The organism is Brevibacillus sp. WF146 (assembly GCF_001673705.2).
GTDB classification, from domain to species: Bacteria; Bacillota; Bacilli; order Brevibacillales; family Brevibacillaceae; genus Brevibacillus; species Brevibacillus thermoruber.
Window position 1 is genome coordinate 972,300 of sequence record NZ_CP109943.1, and the last position, 14,720, is coordinate 987,019.

A 14,720-nucleotide genomic window follows, 5' to 3' on the forward strand; every position below is an offset into this window, starting at 1 on the left:
GGGAAGGCTAACGATCGGGTTACCAAAAGGAGGGATGGGTTCTGGAGAAGGATTTGCTGCTGATGAAGGAACTGACGGAGACGGCCGGGCCGCCCGGATTTGAGGTGCGCATCCACGAGGTGATGCGAAAACACCTGGCCGATCTGCAAACGGAGCTGATTGCCGACAACCTGGGCAGCATCGTCGGGAAAAAAGGGGAATCGGGACCGAAAATCCTGTTGGCGGCGCATCTTGACGAAGTGGCGTTTCTGATTACCCACATCACCGAAGACGGATTTTTGCGGTTTCTGCCGCTCGGCGGCTGGTGGGGACACGTGATGCTGGCCCAACGGGTGAAAGTGCTGACCGGCGCAGGAGACCTGACCGGGGTGATTGGCTCCAAAGCGCCTCATGTTCTTTCGCTGGAAGAGCGAAAAAACGTGCTGGAGATCGACAACATGTTCATCGACATCGGTGCGTCCAGCCGGGAGGAAGCGGAGCGGTTCGGCGTCCAGGTGGGCGACCCGGCGGTTCCCGTGTGTCCGTTTGAAGTCCTCCCCAACCCCAAGCTGCTGCTGGCGAAAGCGTGGGACAACCGGGCAGGCTGTTACCTCGCGCTGAAAGTGATGGAGCGGATTCAACGGGAAGACCTGTCCAATACCGTCTACGCCGGCGCCACCGTTCAGGAGGAAGTGGGACTTCGCGGCGCCGAGACGCTGGCGCACAAGATTTCACCGGACATCGCGTTTGCGCTGGATGTCGGAGTGGCCGGGGACACGCCGGGCATGACCCAAAAGGATGGGCAGACCCGATTGGGCAAAGGGCCGCTTTTGGGATTTTTGGATCGAACGATGATTCCCCACATCAAGCTCAGAAACTTCGTCATCGAGACGGCGCGGGAACACGGCATCCCCTTTCAGATCGACGTGATGCCGGGCGGCGGCACCGATGCCGGAAAGATCCACACTGCTTACAACGGCATCCCCTCCATGGTGATCGGCGTGCCGGCCCGCTACATTCACAGCCACGTCTCCGTCGTCCACCGGGATGATTTGGACCATGCGGTAAAGCTCCTCGTCGCCCTTCTGAAGAAGCTGGATGCAGCGGCGGTCCAGTCCATAAAGGGATTGGGACAAAAAAGTTCAGACAGCCGGTAACGCAATCCGGATCTGCCGAGGGAAGCGGGCAGATCCGGATTTTTTGCTTTGGAAAGATGCACTGCCAGAACCGGGGTTGTCAACTGCTTCTGATCAGCGCGTTGGTATCCGCTGTCAGCGTTGTGTGTTGCCGCTTATGACATCACTCGGGAAAGCAGTCCGGCTCCGTTTAGCCAGGGACAGGGCACAGCCGGATTGTTTCCGTCATGACCGCTCGATGCGAATGACGGCGGCACGGCGTCCTTGGGCTACGGCGGCCACGACGATGACGGCAGCGGCGACCGCCCCCAGCGTGATGGATTCGCCCAAAAGCAGGGCAGAAGCGGCGAGAGTGAAAAACGGCTGCAGGTACTGCGTCTGGCCGACACGGGCCACGCCCCCTACGGCCAGGCCGTGATACCAGGCGAAGAAGCCGAGATACTGGCTGACCACGCTGACGTAGCCAAAACCCAGCCACGCGCTCCAGGAAGCGTTCCGCAGCTCGGAGACGAGCGGGACGGCCATGGGGACGACGAGGAGTGGAAAGGAAAAGACCAGCGCCCAACTGATCACCTGCCAGCCGCCCATCGTGCGGGCCAGCTGTCCGCCCACGGCGTATCCAACGGCGGCGGCCAGCACGGCGCCGAGCAGCGCCAGATCGGCCTGCTGCAGGCCGCCCAGTCCGGTGCCGGCTGCGTACGCCAGGATCGCCAGACAGGCGGCGGCGCTGGAGATCCAGTACCGCCGGGAAGGACGCTCCCCGGCGAAAAACGCGGCCGCTCCCGCTGTCGCCAGCGGAAGCAGGGCCAGCACGATCGCGCCGTGGCTGGCCGGCACCCGTTCCATCGCCCAGGCGGTTAAAAACGGAAAGCCGCCGACCACTCCCGCGGCGACGATCACGAGCTGCCTGGTTTGCCGCCAGGTTGGCACCCGCTCTCGTTTCAGCAGCAGCACCAAACCGGCCAGCACGGCGGCGACCAGCGCCCGCCCCAGCCCGACCGTGAGCGGAGACAGGGCGGTCAGGGCCGCCTTGGTGGCCGGAAGCGTCAGGCTGAAGCTGAAGACGCCGAGCAGACCCCAGACGAGGCCGAGCCGTTCCCCCCGCCGGCCCGCGGCTTCCTGCGCCGCTCCCGACGGTTGGCTGTTCCGGCTTCGGGCTTGAACTCCCATGATGATCCCATCCTTTTTTCACAGCATGTGGTTGCATCCTCCATGGTAGGGCAGGCTGTGCGAAAAGTCTTGAGCCAATTGGTCGCAGGGTGGATCAGCCAATTTGTCGAACATAGGAGGAAACGATGGCACGGGAGGGAAAGTCACGTGGAATGGAAGCCGGACAAGCATGCGGAGCAGCCGGTCTACAAACAGATCGCTGCGCATCTGGAACATGAGATTGTCAGCGGTGCGCTGCCGCCGGGGGCCCCGCTGCCGCCGGAGCGGACGCTGGCCCGCCAGTACGGCGTCAACCGGGGCACCGTTTCGGCTGCCTACGAGGAGCTGCGCGCCGCCGGACTGATCCAGTCCCTGCAGGGGAGCGGCACATGGGTCAGCCGACACCTGTGGGGCGTGCAAAAAGTGCCCAACTGGCACCAGTACACCACCGGCGGGGCGTTTTTGCCGGCGCTGCCGATCGTCAGGCGAATCCGCGAAGCCGGGTGGAATCCGGCCATCATCAATCTGGCCAAGGCGGACCTGGCGACGGCGATGCTCCCAACACTGGGGTTCGAGCGTTTGCCCGGCGGAAAGCTGGATGCCATCGAGTTGGGGTACGTCCATCCCAAAGGGGAACCGCATCTGCGCGAAGCTGTGTCCGCCCACCTGCGCACCCATTACGGGATTGCCGTCTCGCCCGAAGAGATCCTGATCACCTCGGGCGCGCAGCAGGCCCTCCATCTCATTTCGCTCTGCCTGCTCGCCCCGGGCGATGCCGTCGCCATGGAGGGACCCTCGTACACGTACTCGCTGCCCTTGTTCGCGTCGGCGGGGCTGCGCCTCTACCGGCTCCCGATGGACGCGGATGGAGTGATCCCCGACGAGATGCGGACGCTGTACAAAAAACACCGGATTCGCATGGTGTTTCTCAACCCGACGTTTCACAATCCCACCGGCACCGTGCTGAGCGAATCGCGCCGCCGTCAGCTTCTGGCCGTCTGCCGGGAACTGCGGATTCCGGTGGTGGAGGACGACGCGTACGGAGCGCTCACCCTGGACGGGGCCAAGCGTCCGCCGCTGCCGCTGAAGGCGCTGGACACCGGAGACTCCGTCCTGTACGTCGGCAGCTTGTCCAAGACGATCGCGTCCGGACTGAGGATCGGCTGGCTGGCAGGGCCGCGTGCGGTCATCGAACGGCTGGCCGACGCCAAACAGCAGATGGACTACGGCACCAGCTCGGTTTCGCAGCAGCTGGCCCGGCTGGCCCTGGAAGGAGGGCTGTGGGAGAGACAGATGGAGCGGCTGCGCCCGTTTCTCACCGCCCAGCGGGACCGGATGCTGGCGGCACTGGACACGCACCTGCGGAAGGAGGCATCGTGGAACGTGCCGGCGGGAAGCTGCCACATCTGGTGCAGGCTGAACACGCCCGTTGACGGGCGGGACCTGCTGGAGGCGGCGATCCGGGCGGGGGTGGTGATGACGCCGGGAGAGGTGTTTGGAGCGGAGCCGGGCTGGATGCGGCTGACGTATTCGTGGGAGAGCAGCGAGGCGCTGGAGGAGGGGATTCGCAGGCTGGCGGAGGCGATCAAAATGGCGGAGACCGGCCGGAAGAGGACGGGGTCCGTATGGCGGTCCCCTGTCCGTGATGGGTGATCAAAGCGCCGAGACCGGAACCTGACAGACGTTCCTGCCGTCCGAAGCGGCGGGGACGTCTGCTTTTTTTGTCTGACCAGCATGTAACGCAAGTCCCACTTTCGATGAAAATATTGCCGAAAAATCGAAACATTTGGCCTACCCATACGTATGAAAAGGATGACAGGAATGGAAAGGGGTGACAAACATGGGCGTGATGGATACCGTCTACCTCATCTGCATGGCGTTTGGCCTTGTCTATACGTTGATGACGCTTTTGTGGGGCGGGGCCGTTTCCGACTGGCTGGAACAGACCCATCTGCCGGTGCTGCAGCCCGTCCTCCTGGTCAGCGGGATCACCGCTTTTGGCGCCGCGGGTTTGCTCCTGTCCCGTCTGACCTCCTTTTCCGCGTGGACGGTGCTGGGCTTGGCCGCTGCGGGCGGAGCGGCGCTGGCGGTTCTGGCGTACTTTGTCTGGGTGGAGCCGATGGCGAAGGCGGAAAACTCGACCGGGTACTCGATGCAGCAGCTCGTCGGCCAGATCGGCGAAGTGTGGACGTCGATCCCCTCGGGCGGTCTGGGAGAAGTGCTGATTGCCATGGTGGCCGGCACCACCCACCACATGGCCGCCAGCGTCGATGGCGAACCGATCCGGGAAGGGACGCGGGTCGTGGTGGTAGAGGTGCGCGACCACGTTCTGCATGTCACACCGTTCCCCCATTATGAAGAAAAGGAGAGCATGCTATGAACGAACCGACTATTCTCGTCACCGTCGCCGTCGTCGTCAGCGTCTTCGTGGTGCTGGGCATCGCTTTTTGGGCCCGGTACAAGACGGTGGGCGCCGATGAGGCGATGATCGTGACCGGCAGCTTTTTGGGCACCAAAAACGTGCTCAGCGACGAGTCCGGCCGCAAGATGAAAATCGTCCGGGGCGGCGGCGCCTTCATCCTGCCGATTTTCCAACAGGCCAACTTCCTCAGCCTGCTGTCCCACAAGCTGGACGTCTCCACGCCGGAAGTGTACACGGAGCAGGGCGTTCCGGTGATGGCGGACGGTGTCGCCATCATCAAGGTGGGCGGGTCGATCGAGGACATCGCCACAGCCGCGGAGCAGTTCATGGGCAAGTCGGACGACGCGCTGAAAGCGGAGGCCCAGGAAGTGCTGGAAGGCTACCTGCGCGCCATCCTCGGCAGCATGACCGTGGAGGAGATCTACAAAAACCGGGAGCGCTTTGCCCAGGAGGTGCAGGCCGTCGCCGCCAAGGACCTGAAAAAGATGGGGCTCTCCGTGGTCAGCTTCACGATCAAGGACGTGCGCGACAAAAACGGCTACCTGGCGGCGCTGGGGATTCCGCAGATTGCGGCCGTCAAGCGGGACGCCACGATTTCCCAGGCGGAAGCGGACAAGGAAGCGCGCATCCGCCAGGCCCAGGCGGAAGAAGAGGCGCGCAAGGCGGAACTGCTGAAAGAGACCAACATCGCCGAGGCGGAGAAGGACAAGGAACTGAAAATCGCCTCCTTCAAGCAGGAGCAGGACAAGGCGAAAGCCGTCGCCGACCAGGCCTACAAGCTGCAGGAAGCCGTCGCGAAGCAAAAGGTGACGGAGGAGGAGATGAAAATCGACCTCGTCCGCAAGCAGAAGGAAATCGAGCTGGAGGAAAAGGAAATCCTGCGCCGCGAGCGGCAGTACGACGCCGAAGTGAAGAAAAAGGCGGACGCCGACCGCTATGCCGTGGAACAGGCGGCGGAAGCGGAAAAGGCGAAGAAAATCCGCGAAGCCGACGCGCTGAAGTACCGCATCGAGGCGGAAGCGAAAGCGCTGGCCGAACAGAAGCGGCTGGAAGGGCTGGCCATCGCCGAGGCGGAAAAGGCGCGAGGCAGCGCCGAGGCCGAGGTTACCCGCCTGAAGCTGGAAGCGGAGGCGGAGGGGAAGGAGAAGCTGGCCGAAGCGTTCGAAAAGTTCGGGCAGGCGGCCGTGCTGGACATCATCGCCAAGATGCTGCCTGAGCTGGCCGAGAAGGTGGCCGAGCCGATGAAGGCGATCGACAAGGTGACCATCATCGACACCGGCGGCGGGCAGGGCGACGGCGTCAACCGGCTGAGCGGCAACGTGACCAGGCTGATGGCCCAGCTTCCGGAAATGCTGAAGGACGTCTCCGGTCTGGACATGAACAAAATGATCGCCGACTTCATGCAGCCGGCCAAACCGGAGGCCCCGGCCGTGCCGCAGCCCGCGGCGCAGCAGGCGGCGGCCGCGGCCGAGCCGCTCCCGGCTGCGGACCCTGCCCATCGTCCGGCAAGGTCCGCAGCGGAACAGCAGACCTGACGCCCCCCTTGTGGAGGGGGGCCGCTGGGGCCATTCCATGTTCATCACAAGCAGGTTTCCCTCGCCGGGGGGAAGCCTGCTTTTTGTCATGCGCCCATCCCTTCGCGTAAATCGTGATGCCGATCGGAGCAGCAGGCGGGAAGCGCCGGGGAATTCATTCATAATTGGACCGCGATTCGCCAACACTATAGAGGCTTGAAGGGAATGAATGGAAGGAAAGGTTTGAACCCCCTATGCAGTTCAACCTGTTTTGGCGCAAATCGGTGGATAAATCAAAGCGGTTTCTGTTACGCGAAAAACAAGCGGTGAACACGATCGGGAAAACGCCCCTTCATGCGTCGCTGGTCAAAAACGCGGAGGAGCTGACGGAGCGGCTGGGCGGCAGCAGTGATTTTGCCGCCTGCCACCTCACGTGTCTGGACAGGAATGTCAGCCTGTTCTTCCTGCGCAGTCTGGCAGATCCCGACCGCCTGAACCGGCAGGTGATCGTGTCCCTGCAGCAGAGAGCGGGCTTGTTCCCGACCGCTCAGGAGACGTCCCCGGCCGGGGACAAGGAGGAGAGAAGCCTGCTCCCGCTCATCCAGGAGGGCATCGTGTCCGCAAGTGACACACAGCGGGTGGAGGACTGGCAGACCGCGATCGAGCAGATCCTGTACGGCAAAGCGCTGCTCTTGGTGGACGGTGAGACAGCCGGGTTGGCTGTTGGAGTGAAAAAGGAAAACGGCCGGAGCATCGAGCCGCCGGACACGGAACAAAGCGTCATTGGACCGAAAGAAAGTTTTGTGGAAACCCTCAACACCAATATCGGACTGGTTCGCCAGCGCCTGCGCGACCCGTATCTGCGGGTGGAATCCGTCGTGGTGGGAAGACGGACGAAGCAGGAAACCGCCGTATTGTACCTCGCGGACGTGGCCAATCCGCGCATCGTGGAAGAAGTGAGGCGGCGTCTTTCCTGCATCGAAACAGACAGCCTGATCGGCCAGATGCAGCTTCAGGAATACCTGGAGAACAATTCGTTCTCCCTGTTTCCCCAACTGCGCCCCACCGAACGGCCCGACGTCACCTGTTCCTATCTGATCGAGGGAAACGTGGCGGTCATGGTCGAGGGGGCGTCGCACGCGCTGCTTCTGCCGATCACGTTCTTTCAACTGCTGGAAACCGTCGACGATTACTACACCAGTTGGCAGTACGCCACGCTGATCCGCTTTGTGCGGATGATCGCCCTGTTTTTCAGCATCACGACGCCCGGGCTGTACCTGTCACTGGTCGCGTACAACCCGGAGCTGATTCCCACCCGGCTGCTCATCTCCATGGACGCCGCTCGGGTCAAGGTCGCGTTTCCCTTTCTGGTGGAAATTTTCATCATGGAACTGATGATCGAGATTTTGCGCGAAGCCGGCATCAAGCTGCCCAAACCGGTCGGGCAGGCGGTAAGCATCATCGGCGGGCTTGTGATTGGGGAAGCGGCTGTGAACGCCAATCTGGTCAGTCCCGTGACGGTCGTCATCGTCGCGCTGACCGCGATCTCCTCCTTCACGGCGCCTGTGTATTATCTCGGCATCACGTACCGGATTCTGCGTTTCTTTCTGCTGTTATGCAGCAGTTTATTGGGGACCTACGGATTCATCCTGGGCCTGTTCCTCATCCACGCCCATGTAGCCCGGCTTGTTTCATTCGGCGTTCCCTATCTGGCTCCGCTTTCTCCGCTGCGTTTGCGGGATTGGACGGATATGCTGGTTCGCATTCCGATGAAAAAGCTGCAAACACGCCCCGCGTTTCTGAAAACGCGCAAGCCAAAGAAAGCGGGGGACTCCCCGATGATGCACCGCGACCGGCGGAACAAGTAAAGGCTGCATTTTCCGCGAAAGGAATGATCACTCGTGCAAGGACTGGAACAGCGTCCCGCGATTAGTCCGACCCAGCTTGTCATGTTTGAATTCGGCGTTTTTGTGGGAGTAGGGTTCCTCATCATGCCCAGAGGTGCGATGGAGAAAGCCCGGGAAGATGCGTGGCTGACCGTCATCCTGGCGGGATTGTGCGCGATCGCGTCGCTGTGGGTGATCAACCGGGTGGCCCGCACGTTTCCGCATGAGACCGTGTTTGACTACAATCCCAAGCTGTTTGGAACCATCATCGGCAGCCTGTTGAACGTCGCATGGGGCTTGTACTATCTGTTCTTTACCGTTACCGGCATTCGCGTCATGGCCGAAGTGGTGAGAGAGGAAATGCTGCCGTTTACGCCTGTGGAAGTCATTATCGCCGCGATGCTGCTGGTGCTCGTGTACCCCGCATGGAACGGGCTGATGCCGATCATCCGCATGTTCGAATCGGGGCTGCCCGTCACGCTGTTGTTGATGGTCATGTTTTTTCTGCTGGCCTATTTGCGCGCTGACTGGACCGAACTGCGAATTCCGTTTCAGGACGGCATCCGTCCCGTCATTTCTGCCCTTCCCCAAACGATTTATTCGTTCCTCGGCTATGAAGTGCTGTTTCTGTACTATCCGTTCGTCACCCGCAAGGAGAAGGCTTTCGCCAGCACGTCGATCGCGATTGCCGCGGGGGGAATGTTTTACGCCTTTCTCGTGTTGGGCACGCTGGTGACCCTTGGTCCGGATGTGACCATCACCCAGACCTTTCCCGTCGTGACCATGGCAAAGACGATCGAGCTGGTGCGCCAGTTTGTGGAGCGGGCCGAACTGCTGCTGATCATCCTGTGGCTTCCGCTCGCGTACACCACCCACCTCGGCTTCTTTTTCAGCAGTGCGTTTTCGTTCCATCGCACGTTTCCGCGCCTGGCGTTGCGGTGGTGGATGGTGCTGCTGCTGCCGCTGGTCTTCGTCTTGTCGCTGATTCCCGACAATTTGATCGCCATGCTGAAGTGGTCCGACAAGGTCGGGCTTGTTGGATTGTTTTTTACCGTTCCGTACCCCTTGATCATGCTGGTGTGCATTGTTGTGCGGCGCAAGCTGGGACATCTCTCTTCTCCCCGCAAGGACGGTGATGTGACATGACAAAACGGCGTCGGAACTGGCTCGCGGCCGTCACGGTTATCCTTTTTATCGGCGTCCTGCTTGCCGGATGCTGGGATTACCGGGAGCTGGAGAAGCGGGCGGTCATTGTCGGCATCGGAGTTGACGAGCTGCCTCCGGCCACGTACAAAGGCAAAAAGATGCGGATGTACCAGGTTCTCGTACAGGTGGTCGAACCGGCAGGCGCAGGAGGGAATATGGGAGCGGGGGGCAGTACGCAGGCAACCAGCCGGAAAGCCTACACGAACATCGTCATCACGACGCCGTCGTTTTCGGAAGGAATCGAGCGGATCGTGTCCCTCAGTGATCGCATTCCCAATTTGGCTCACCTGCAGCTCATCGGGGTGGGGGAAACGTTGGCGAAAAACGGCATCAACGAGCTGTACGACTTTTTGACCCGTCTGCCCCAGATGCGACGCCACACGGAAATCATCGTGCTGGATGGACCGGTTTCCCGGTTCTTTACCACGCCGAGCATCTCCCAACCCACCCCGGCACTGCACATGGCGGAGATGGCGGCAAATGTACAGCGGACGCTGGTGATGCCCGAGTCCAACCTGGGGGTGGTCTCCAAAAGCGTTCGGGGACACATACCGTTCATCCTGGTAACAGCGTCGTTGGACAAAAACAAAAAGATCAACATGAAACAAGCGGCCGTATTTGACCGCAAAAAAATGGTGGGTACCCTTTCAACGGATCAAATGCAGGACCTGTCCCTTTTGCAGAATGAAATTGAACGGGGGCTGCTGTCCTTCCCGTGTTCCGGAGGCAAAAAAGCGGGGCTTCAGATCTTGGCGGGGAGAAGCAGAATCGAACCTGCCATGCAAAATGGCCGTCCCCATCTCACGTTTCGGGTCAGTCTCGAGACGGAGCTGATCGAATACCAATGCCTGGGCGCCTCCTTTTCCGAACCGGAACAGATCCGAAAGGCTGAGCGGTGGTACGGGGCCATGCTGAAAAAACGGCTAACCGCGACGGCGAACAAGCTGAAAGACAAGTTCAAAGCGGATGTGTTCCGGTTGACCACCCGATTGAAAAACCACCCGGACCTGTACCATGCGTTGAAGCGAGACCCCAAAACCTTTATGGAACAGATGGTCGTCGATGTGAATGTTGATTTGAAGATCCGGACGATCGGCAGTTCTCTCAGAACCCCGGATCGAGACTCAAACCCGTGATCCCCTTCCTCCCGTCAGGCGTGGATGGTTGTTCAAACGCTGCGCGGCAGCGCGGCGCTTGCCGTGGAGACGCGCTTCAGGTGATGTCCGCAAGCGCGTAGGGGCGCTCGACAAAGCGGCCGTCCGACCACTGGTACAGCCGCAGGTCGGGGAGACTGCCTGCGAGGCCGAGAATCCAGTAGGCGAGCTGGGGATAGTGCCAGCCGCTTTGGTCCGCTTCGGAGGGAACGGGCGGGGTCGTCGGATGGCTGTGCAGGACGCCGACCCACTGGACGCCAGCCTTCCTCACGATGGCAAGCGCCTGAAAAAAGGAGGGGGCGTCCCACGAAAACGCGTGCCTGCCGTGGCCGGCCGAGCGCATCGGCAGATGGCCGGTCACCATAGAGCCGCGCCCTGTCAGCAGCGCGGAATACTCGTACGGTAACGCCTCCTGCGCTTCGGCCAGGAGGCGTTTGGCCGTGTGCCGGGCCAGAGACAAAACGGCGTTTCGACTGGCAAAGGGATGGCCCATCAGATCGTCGTACATGCGGCTTCTCCTCCGTCAGGAATGTGGCGTGCATCAACGGCACAAGCAAACATGACTTGTTACAGTCGATTGTACCATGGGCCGTCCGGTGCGCAACCGGGAGGCATTCGCCACTTTTCCCTCCCGGCATAGTTTGGTATGCTTAATCGCAAAGGGGTCCCGCCATGAACGAACGGGCAGGGGCCGGTTCCTGAACGATTGGTCATTTCTTCCCCGTTGGTGTTGGAGGTATGCGCTGAGATGAATACGATCCATGTGGGAGTGTGCGGTTGGGGAGACCACTACGACCTGTATCCCCCGGGGACGCGCAGCCGGGACAAGCTGTCCGTCTACGCCGGCCACTTCCCCATCGTGGAACTGGACAGTTCCTTTTACGCCATTTTACCGCAGCGCAATTACGAGACGTGGGCGCGTGAAACACCGGACTGCTTTGGCTTCATCGTCAAGCCGCATCAGGCGATGACCGGCCACCAGCGCAGTGAAGCGCCCCTGGATCGGCGGGAGCTGTTCCGCCAGTTTGAGGAGAGCATCCAGCCGCTGGTGGAGGCGGGCAAGCTGAAAGCGCTGCTGTTTCAATATCCCCCCTGGTTTGACTGCACGCGGGAGCACGTGCAGTACGTCCAGGCCTGCCGGCAGGCGCTGGCCGCGTATCCGTTTGCCGTGGAATTTCGCCACCGCAGTTGGTTTGAGCCGCGCTACCGTGAGAAGACCCTGGAGTTTCTCAGAACCATCGGGGCGGCACACGTCCTCTGCGACGAGCCGCAGGCAGGCAGCGGCTGCGTCCCTGTCGTCGTCGCCGTGACCGACCCCAAGCTGGCCCTGATCCGCTTTCACGGGCGGAACGTCTCCGGCTGGCGCGATCCGGGCGAAGGGCAAAACTGGCGGGATGTCCGCTATCTCTACCAGTACAGCGAATCGGAACTGGCGGAGTGGGTGCCGCGCGTTCGGGAAGTGGCCCGAGAGGCGGCGGAAGTGTGCATCCTGTTCAACAACAACTCGGGCGGGCACGCCGCCGGCAACGCCAAGCAGTTCATGGACATGCTGGACGTCCGGCCGACGGGTCTGAATCCGCGTCAACTGGAGCTGTTCTAACAGTACGAAAGAAGGTTTGCAGATGGTTTACGCTATGGCGGCTTTGTTTCTCGTCGTGGGACTGGTGGCCGGCGTGATCGGCAGCATCGCCGGCCTGGGCGGCGGGATGTTTTTTGTGCCGGCGCTGCTTTACTTTGCCAACGCCTACGAGCCGGGCTCTGTCAGCCCGCAGGTGGCGGCCGGCACGTCCCTGTTGGTCATCGGGGTGACGGCGCTCTCGTCATCGATTTCCTACATCAGGCAGAAAAAGGCGGACGTGCAGACCGCCCTGCTCTTTTTTTTGGGCAGCGCCCCCGGTGCTGTCGCGGGCGTCTACCTGAATACACTACTGCCAGTGAAGACGTTTTCGCTGTTGTTCGGGCTGTTTCAGTTGGGCATGTTTGCCCTGATGATGGTCAAGGACAAAATCAAGCCGCGAAACCTGTCTTGGGATGTGAAGCGCCGCTTCGTCGATCCCGACGGCGTCGAGTACGAGTACGGGTACAAGCGGTGGGCAGCCGTGGCGGTCGCCTTTTTGGTGGGCGTCGTCTCGTCGCTGTTTGGCGTGGGCGGGGGCCTGCTGATGGTGCCGGCACTGATCGTGTTGTTCCGCTTCCCGCCGCACATCGCGACCGCTACGTCGATGCTGGTCATTCTGTTCTCCGCCGCTGTCGGTTCCGCGACCAACATCCTGCATGATCACGTGCACTGGCTGTTCGCCGCCATGCTGGCGCCGGGCGCCTGGATCGGCGGCAATCTGGGGGCGGCCCTGGCCGCCCGCTTGAAAGGCAAAACGATTGTGCTGCTGCTGCGGGTTCTGATCCTGGGAGTGGGGATCCAGATGATCGGCGAAGCGATCTGGAAGTAGTTGCGAGAGGGAGGGGAGAGCTGTGGCGGACACTTGTACCTTGCACATTCTGCACACCAACGACGTGCACAGCAACTTTGCCAACATGCCGCAGATCGCCTCCTGCCTGCGCCAGAACCGGCAGGGGTGGGAAGCGCGGGGCGAGCGGGTGCTGACCGTCGACATCGGCGACCACGTGGACCGCATGAGCCTCAAAACGGAAGCGACCTGGGGGCGGGCCAACGTCGGGGTGATGAACCGGAGCGGGTACCAGTACGTGACGATCGGCAACAACGAGGGGATTACCTTTCCCAAAGAGAAACTGGACGCTTTGTACGAACACGCCGACTTTACGGTGGTGGCCGGCAACCTGATCGAGCCGGCGAGCGGGCGGACGCCGCAGTGGGCGGTGCCGTACGCGGTGCATCAATGGCCCGATCTGCGGGTGGCGATCCTGGGGGTGACGATCCCGTTTGTCCCGTTTTACCGGATGATGGGGTGGGATCTGCGCGAGCCGCTGCCGCTGATCCGCGAACAGGTGGCCATGCTTCGTCCGCAGGTGGACGTGATCGTGCTCCTGTCCCATTTGGGCTATCAGGCGGACTGCCGGCTGGCTCGGGAGGTGGACGGCCTGGACGTGATCCTCGGCGGCCACACCCATCATCTGCTGGAGCACGGCGAGCGCATCGGCCGCACGCTGATCGCCCAGGCAGGCCGTTATGGCGAGCATGTCGGACACGTGCGTCTGACCTGGGATGCGGCGGCGAAACAGGTGAGCGGTCTGTGCGCCGAGCTGTTTCGCACGAAGGATTATCTGCCCGAACCGGAGCTGGACGACTTTTTGCGGCGGGAAAAGCAGGCGGCCGAAACCCTGCTGGCGCGTCCGGCGGTTTCTCTCTCGGCGGATCTGGACATCGGATGGTCGAACGAAACGCCGTTTGGTTCGGTGCTGGCCGCCAGCCTGCGCAAATGGACCGGGGCGGAGGTGGGGCTGGCCAACGGCGGGCTGCTGCTTGCGCCGCTGAAGCGGGGCACTGTGTCGTACAAAGACCTGCTGACCTGCGTGCCGCATCCCATCAATCCCTGCGCCGTCACGCTGACGGGGGAACAACTGCTGGGGGTGCTGAAGCGGGCCGTCCAGCCGGAGATGGTGCAGCGGGAACTGCGCGGTTTCGGCTTCCGGGGCATCCAGATCGGCTGGATGGGCATCGACGGCCTGCGGGTGTGGTACCGCCCGGGCGAGCGGCCGGACATCGAGCGGGTCGAAGTGAACGGCCAGCCGCTTGATCCCGGGCGGACGTATCGGGTCGGCACCGTGGATATGTTCATGTTCAGCCGCCTGTTCCCGGAACTGGCGGACGGCGGCGAGATTCGGTTTTACCTCCCGGAACTGCTGCGGGAAATCCTCGCCGTGACGCTGGGGGATGACGAACTGGTTCGCGCCGGCTTTCAACCGCGCTGGCTGCCCGTGTCCATCTGACGGCGATCCTGCACACCCGCCCGGCGAATGGGGCATGCTACAGGGGAAAGGAGGAGCGAATCATGCGGTTTATCGACGAAGTGTACAACATGTACAAAGGCCACTTCAACGGCAGCGAGGAGGACATCGTTGCCATCGTCGTCGGCATCCTGGCGGAACAGTCCCGGGAGGATTTGCTCCGCCTGGTGTCGGACATGGAGGAGGAAGAGCTGTTTCAGATGCTGGCCACCTACATGATCGAAGTGATGAAGCGCAAGGTGGCGATGGAAGACGAGCAGTCCCCCTCCCCGCTGGTGCATTGACCTTCCGCGATTACACCCTTTCTGGCCGGATGTCATAGGATGGTAGCGCCACGGATAGTTGGAGAC

At 61.8% G+C, this 14,720-nt stretch carries 13 protein-coding genes; 11 read left to right on the forward strand and 2 right to left on the reverse strand.

Going from position 1 to position 14,720, the window contains the following annotated elements; all coding sequences use genetic code 11:
* Positions 1–62 precede the first annotated feature (62 nt).
* On the forward strand, positions 63–1,136 hold the full coding sequence (locus A6764_RS04675; RefSeq protein WP_065067216.1) for a M42 family metallopeptidase: 1,074 nt from the start codon (positions 63–65) through the stop codon (positions 1,134–1,136).
* 204 nt (positions 1,137–1,340) lie between these two features.
* On the opposite strand, the gene A6764_RS04680 is transcribed toward A6764_RS04675, so the two are convergent.
* Complete coding sequence (locus tag A6764_RS04680; protein WP_264622423.1) at positions 1,341–2,285, reverse strand: DMT family transporter; 945 nt, start codon at positions 2,283–2,285, stop codon at positions 1,341–1,343.
* 147 nt (positions 2,286–2,432) lie between these two features.
* Between A6764_RS04680 and A6764_RS04685 the strand changes: the two genes are divergently transcribed.
* The 6 genes from A6764_RS04685 (at position 2,433) to A6764_RS04710 (ending at position 10,428) form a co-directional block, all read left to right on the forward strand.
* Positions 2,433–3,917 (forward strand): aminotransferase-like domain-containing protein, encoded by a 1,485-nt coding sequence (locus tag A6764_RS04685; RefSeq protein ID WP_264622424.1) that lies wholly within the window; start codon positions 2,433–2,435, stop codon positions 3,915–3,917.
* 187 nt (positions 3,918–4,104) lie between these two features.
* Positions 4,105–4,644, forward strand: coding sequence for an NfeD family membrane protein (locus A6764_RS04690; RefSeq protein WP_065067213.1), 540 nt, complete (start codon positions 4,105–4,107; stop codon positions 4,642–4,644).
* Positions 4,641–6,221, forward strand: a complete 1,581-nt coding sequence (locus tag A6764_RS04695) for a flotillin lipid rafts scaffold protein FloT (RefSeq protein ID WP_264622425.1) — start codon at positions 4,641–4,643, stop codon at positions 6,219–6,221. Before A6764_RS04690 ends, A6764_RS04695 begins: the two co-directional genes overlap by 4 nt.
* A gap of 233 nt (positions 6,222–6,454) precedes the next feature.
* Complete coding sequence (locus A6764_RS04700) at positions 6,455–8,068, forward strand: spore germination protein (RefSeq protein WP_065067211.1); 1,614 nt, start codon at positions 6,455–6,457, stop codon at positions 8,066–8,068.
* A 33-nt stretch (positions 8,069–8,101) separates the two neighbouring features.
* Positions 8,102–9,232, forward strand: coding sequence for a GerAB/ArcD/ProY family transporter (locus A6764_RS04705; RefSeq protein ID WP_065067210.1), 1,131 nt, complete (start codon positions 8,102–8,104; stop codon positions 9,230–9,232).
* Positions 9,229–10,428 carry a Ger(x)C family spore germination protein gene (locus tag A6764_RS04710; RefSeq protein ID WP_065067209.1) on the forward strand — a complete coding sequence of 400 codons (1,200 nt, stop codon included), beginning with the start codon at positions 9,229–9,231 and terminating at the stop codon, positions 10,426–10,428. The genes A6764_RS04705 and A6764_RS04710 overlap by 4 nt, the downstream gene beginning before the upstream one ends.
* A gap of 76 nt (positions 10,429–10,504) precedes the next feature.
* Here A6764_RS04710 and A6764_RS04715 read toward each other — a convergent pair whose 3' ends face one another.
* Positions 10,505–10,954 carry a M67 family metallopeptidase gene (locus A6764_RS04715; RefSeq protein WP_065067208.1) on the reverse strand — a complete coding sequence of 150 codons (450 nt, stop codon included), beginning with the start codon at positions 10,952–10,954 and terminating at the stop codon, positions 10,505–10,507.
* 240 nt (positions 10,955–11,194) lie between these two features.
* On the opposite strand from A6764_RS04715, the gene A6764_RS04720 reads away from it, so the two are divergent.
* The 4 genes from A6764_RS04720 to A6764_RS04735 all read left to right on the forward strand — a co-directional run bounded on the left by A6764_RS04720 (position 11,195) and on the right by A6764_RS04735 (position 14,654).
* Positions 11,195–12,046 carry a DUF72 domain-containing protein gene (locus A6764_RS04720; RefSeq protein ID WP_065067207.1) on the forward strand — a complete coding sequence of 284 codons (852 nt, stop codon included), beginning with the start codon at positions 11,195–11,197 and terminating at the stop codon, positions 12,044–12,046.
* A 22-nt stretch (positions 12,047–12,068) separates the two neighbouring features.
* Positions 12,069–12,893: a sulfite exporter TauE/SafE family protein gene (locus tag A6764_RS04725; protein ID WP_029098345.1), complete on the forward strand. Its 825-nt coding sequence runs from the start codon at positions 12,069–12,071 to the stop codon at positions 12,891–12,893.
* 22 nt (positions 12,894–12,915) lie between these two features.
* A complete protein-coding gene (locus A6764_RS04730; protein WP_035299514.1) occupies positions 12,916–14,352 on the forward strand; it encodes a bifunctional metallophosphatase/5'-nucleotidase in 1,437 nt (478 codons plus the stop codon).
* 62 nt (positions 14,353–14,414) lie between these two features.
* The gene (locus A6764_RS04735; protein WP_029098347.1) at positions 14,415–14,654 is read left to right on the forward strand and encodes a DUF6154 family protein; all 240 of its coding nucleotides are present in this window, start codon (positions 14,415–14,417) and stop codon (positions 14,652–14,654) included.
* Positions 14,655–14,720: the final 66 nt, after the last annotated feature.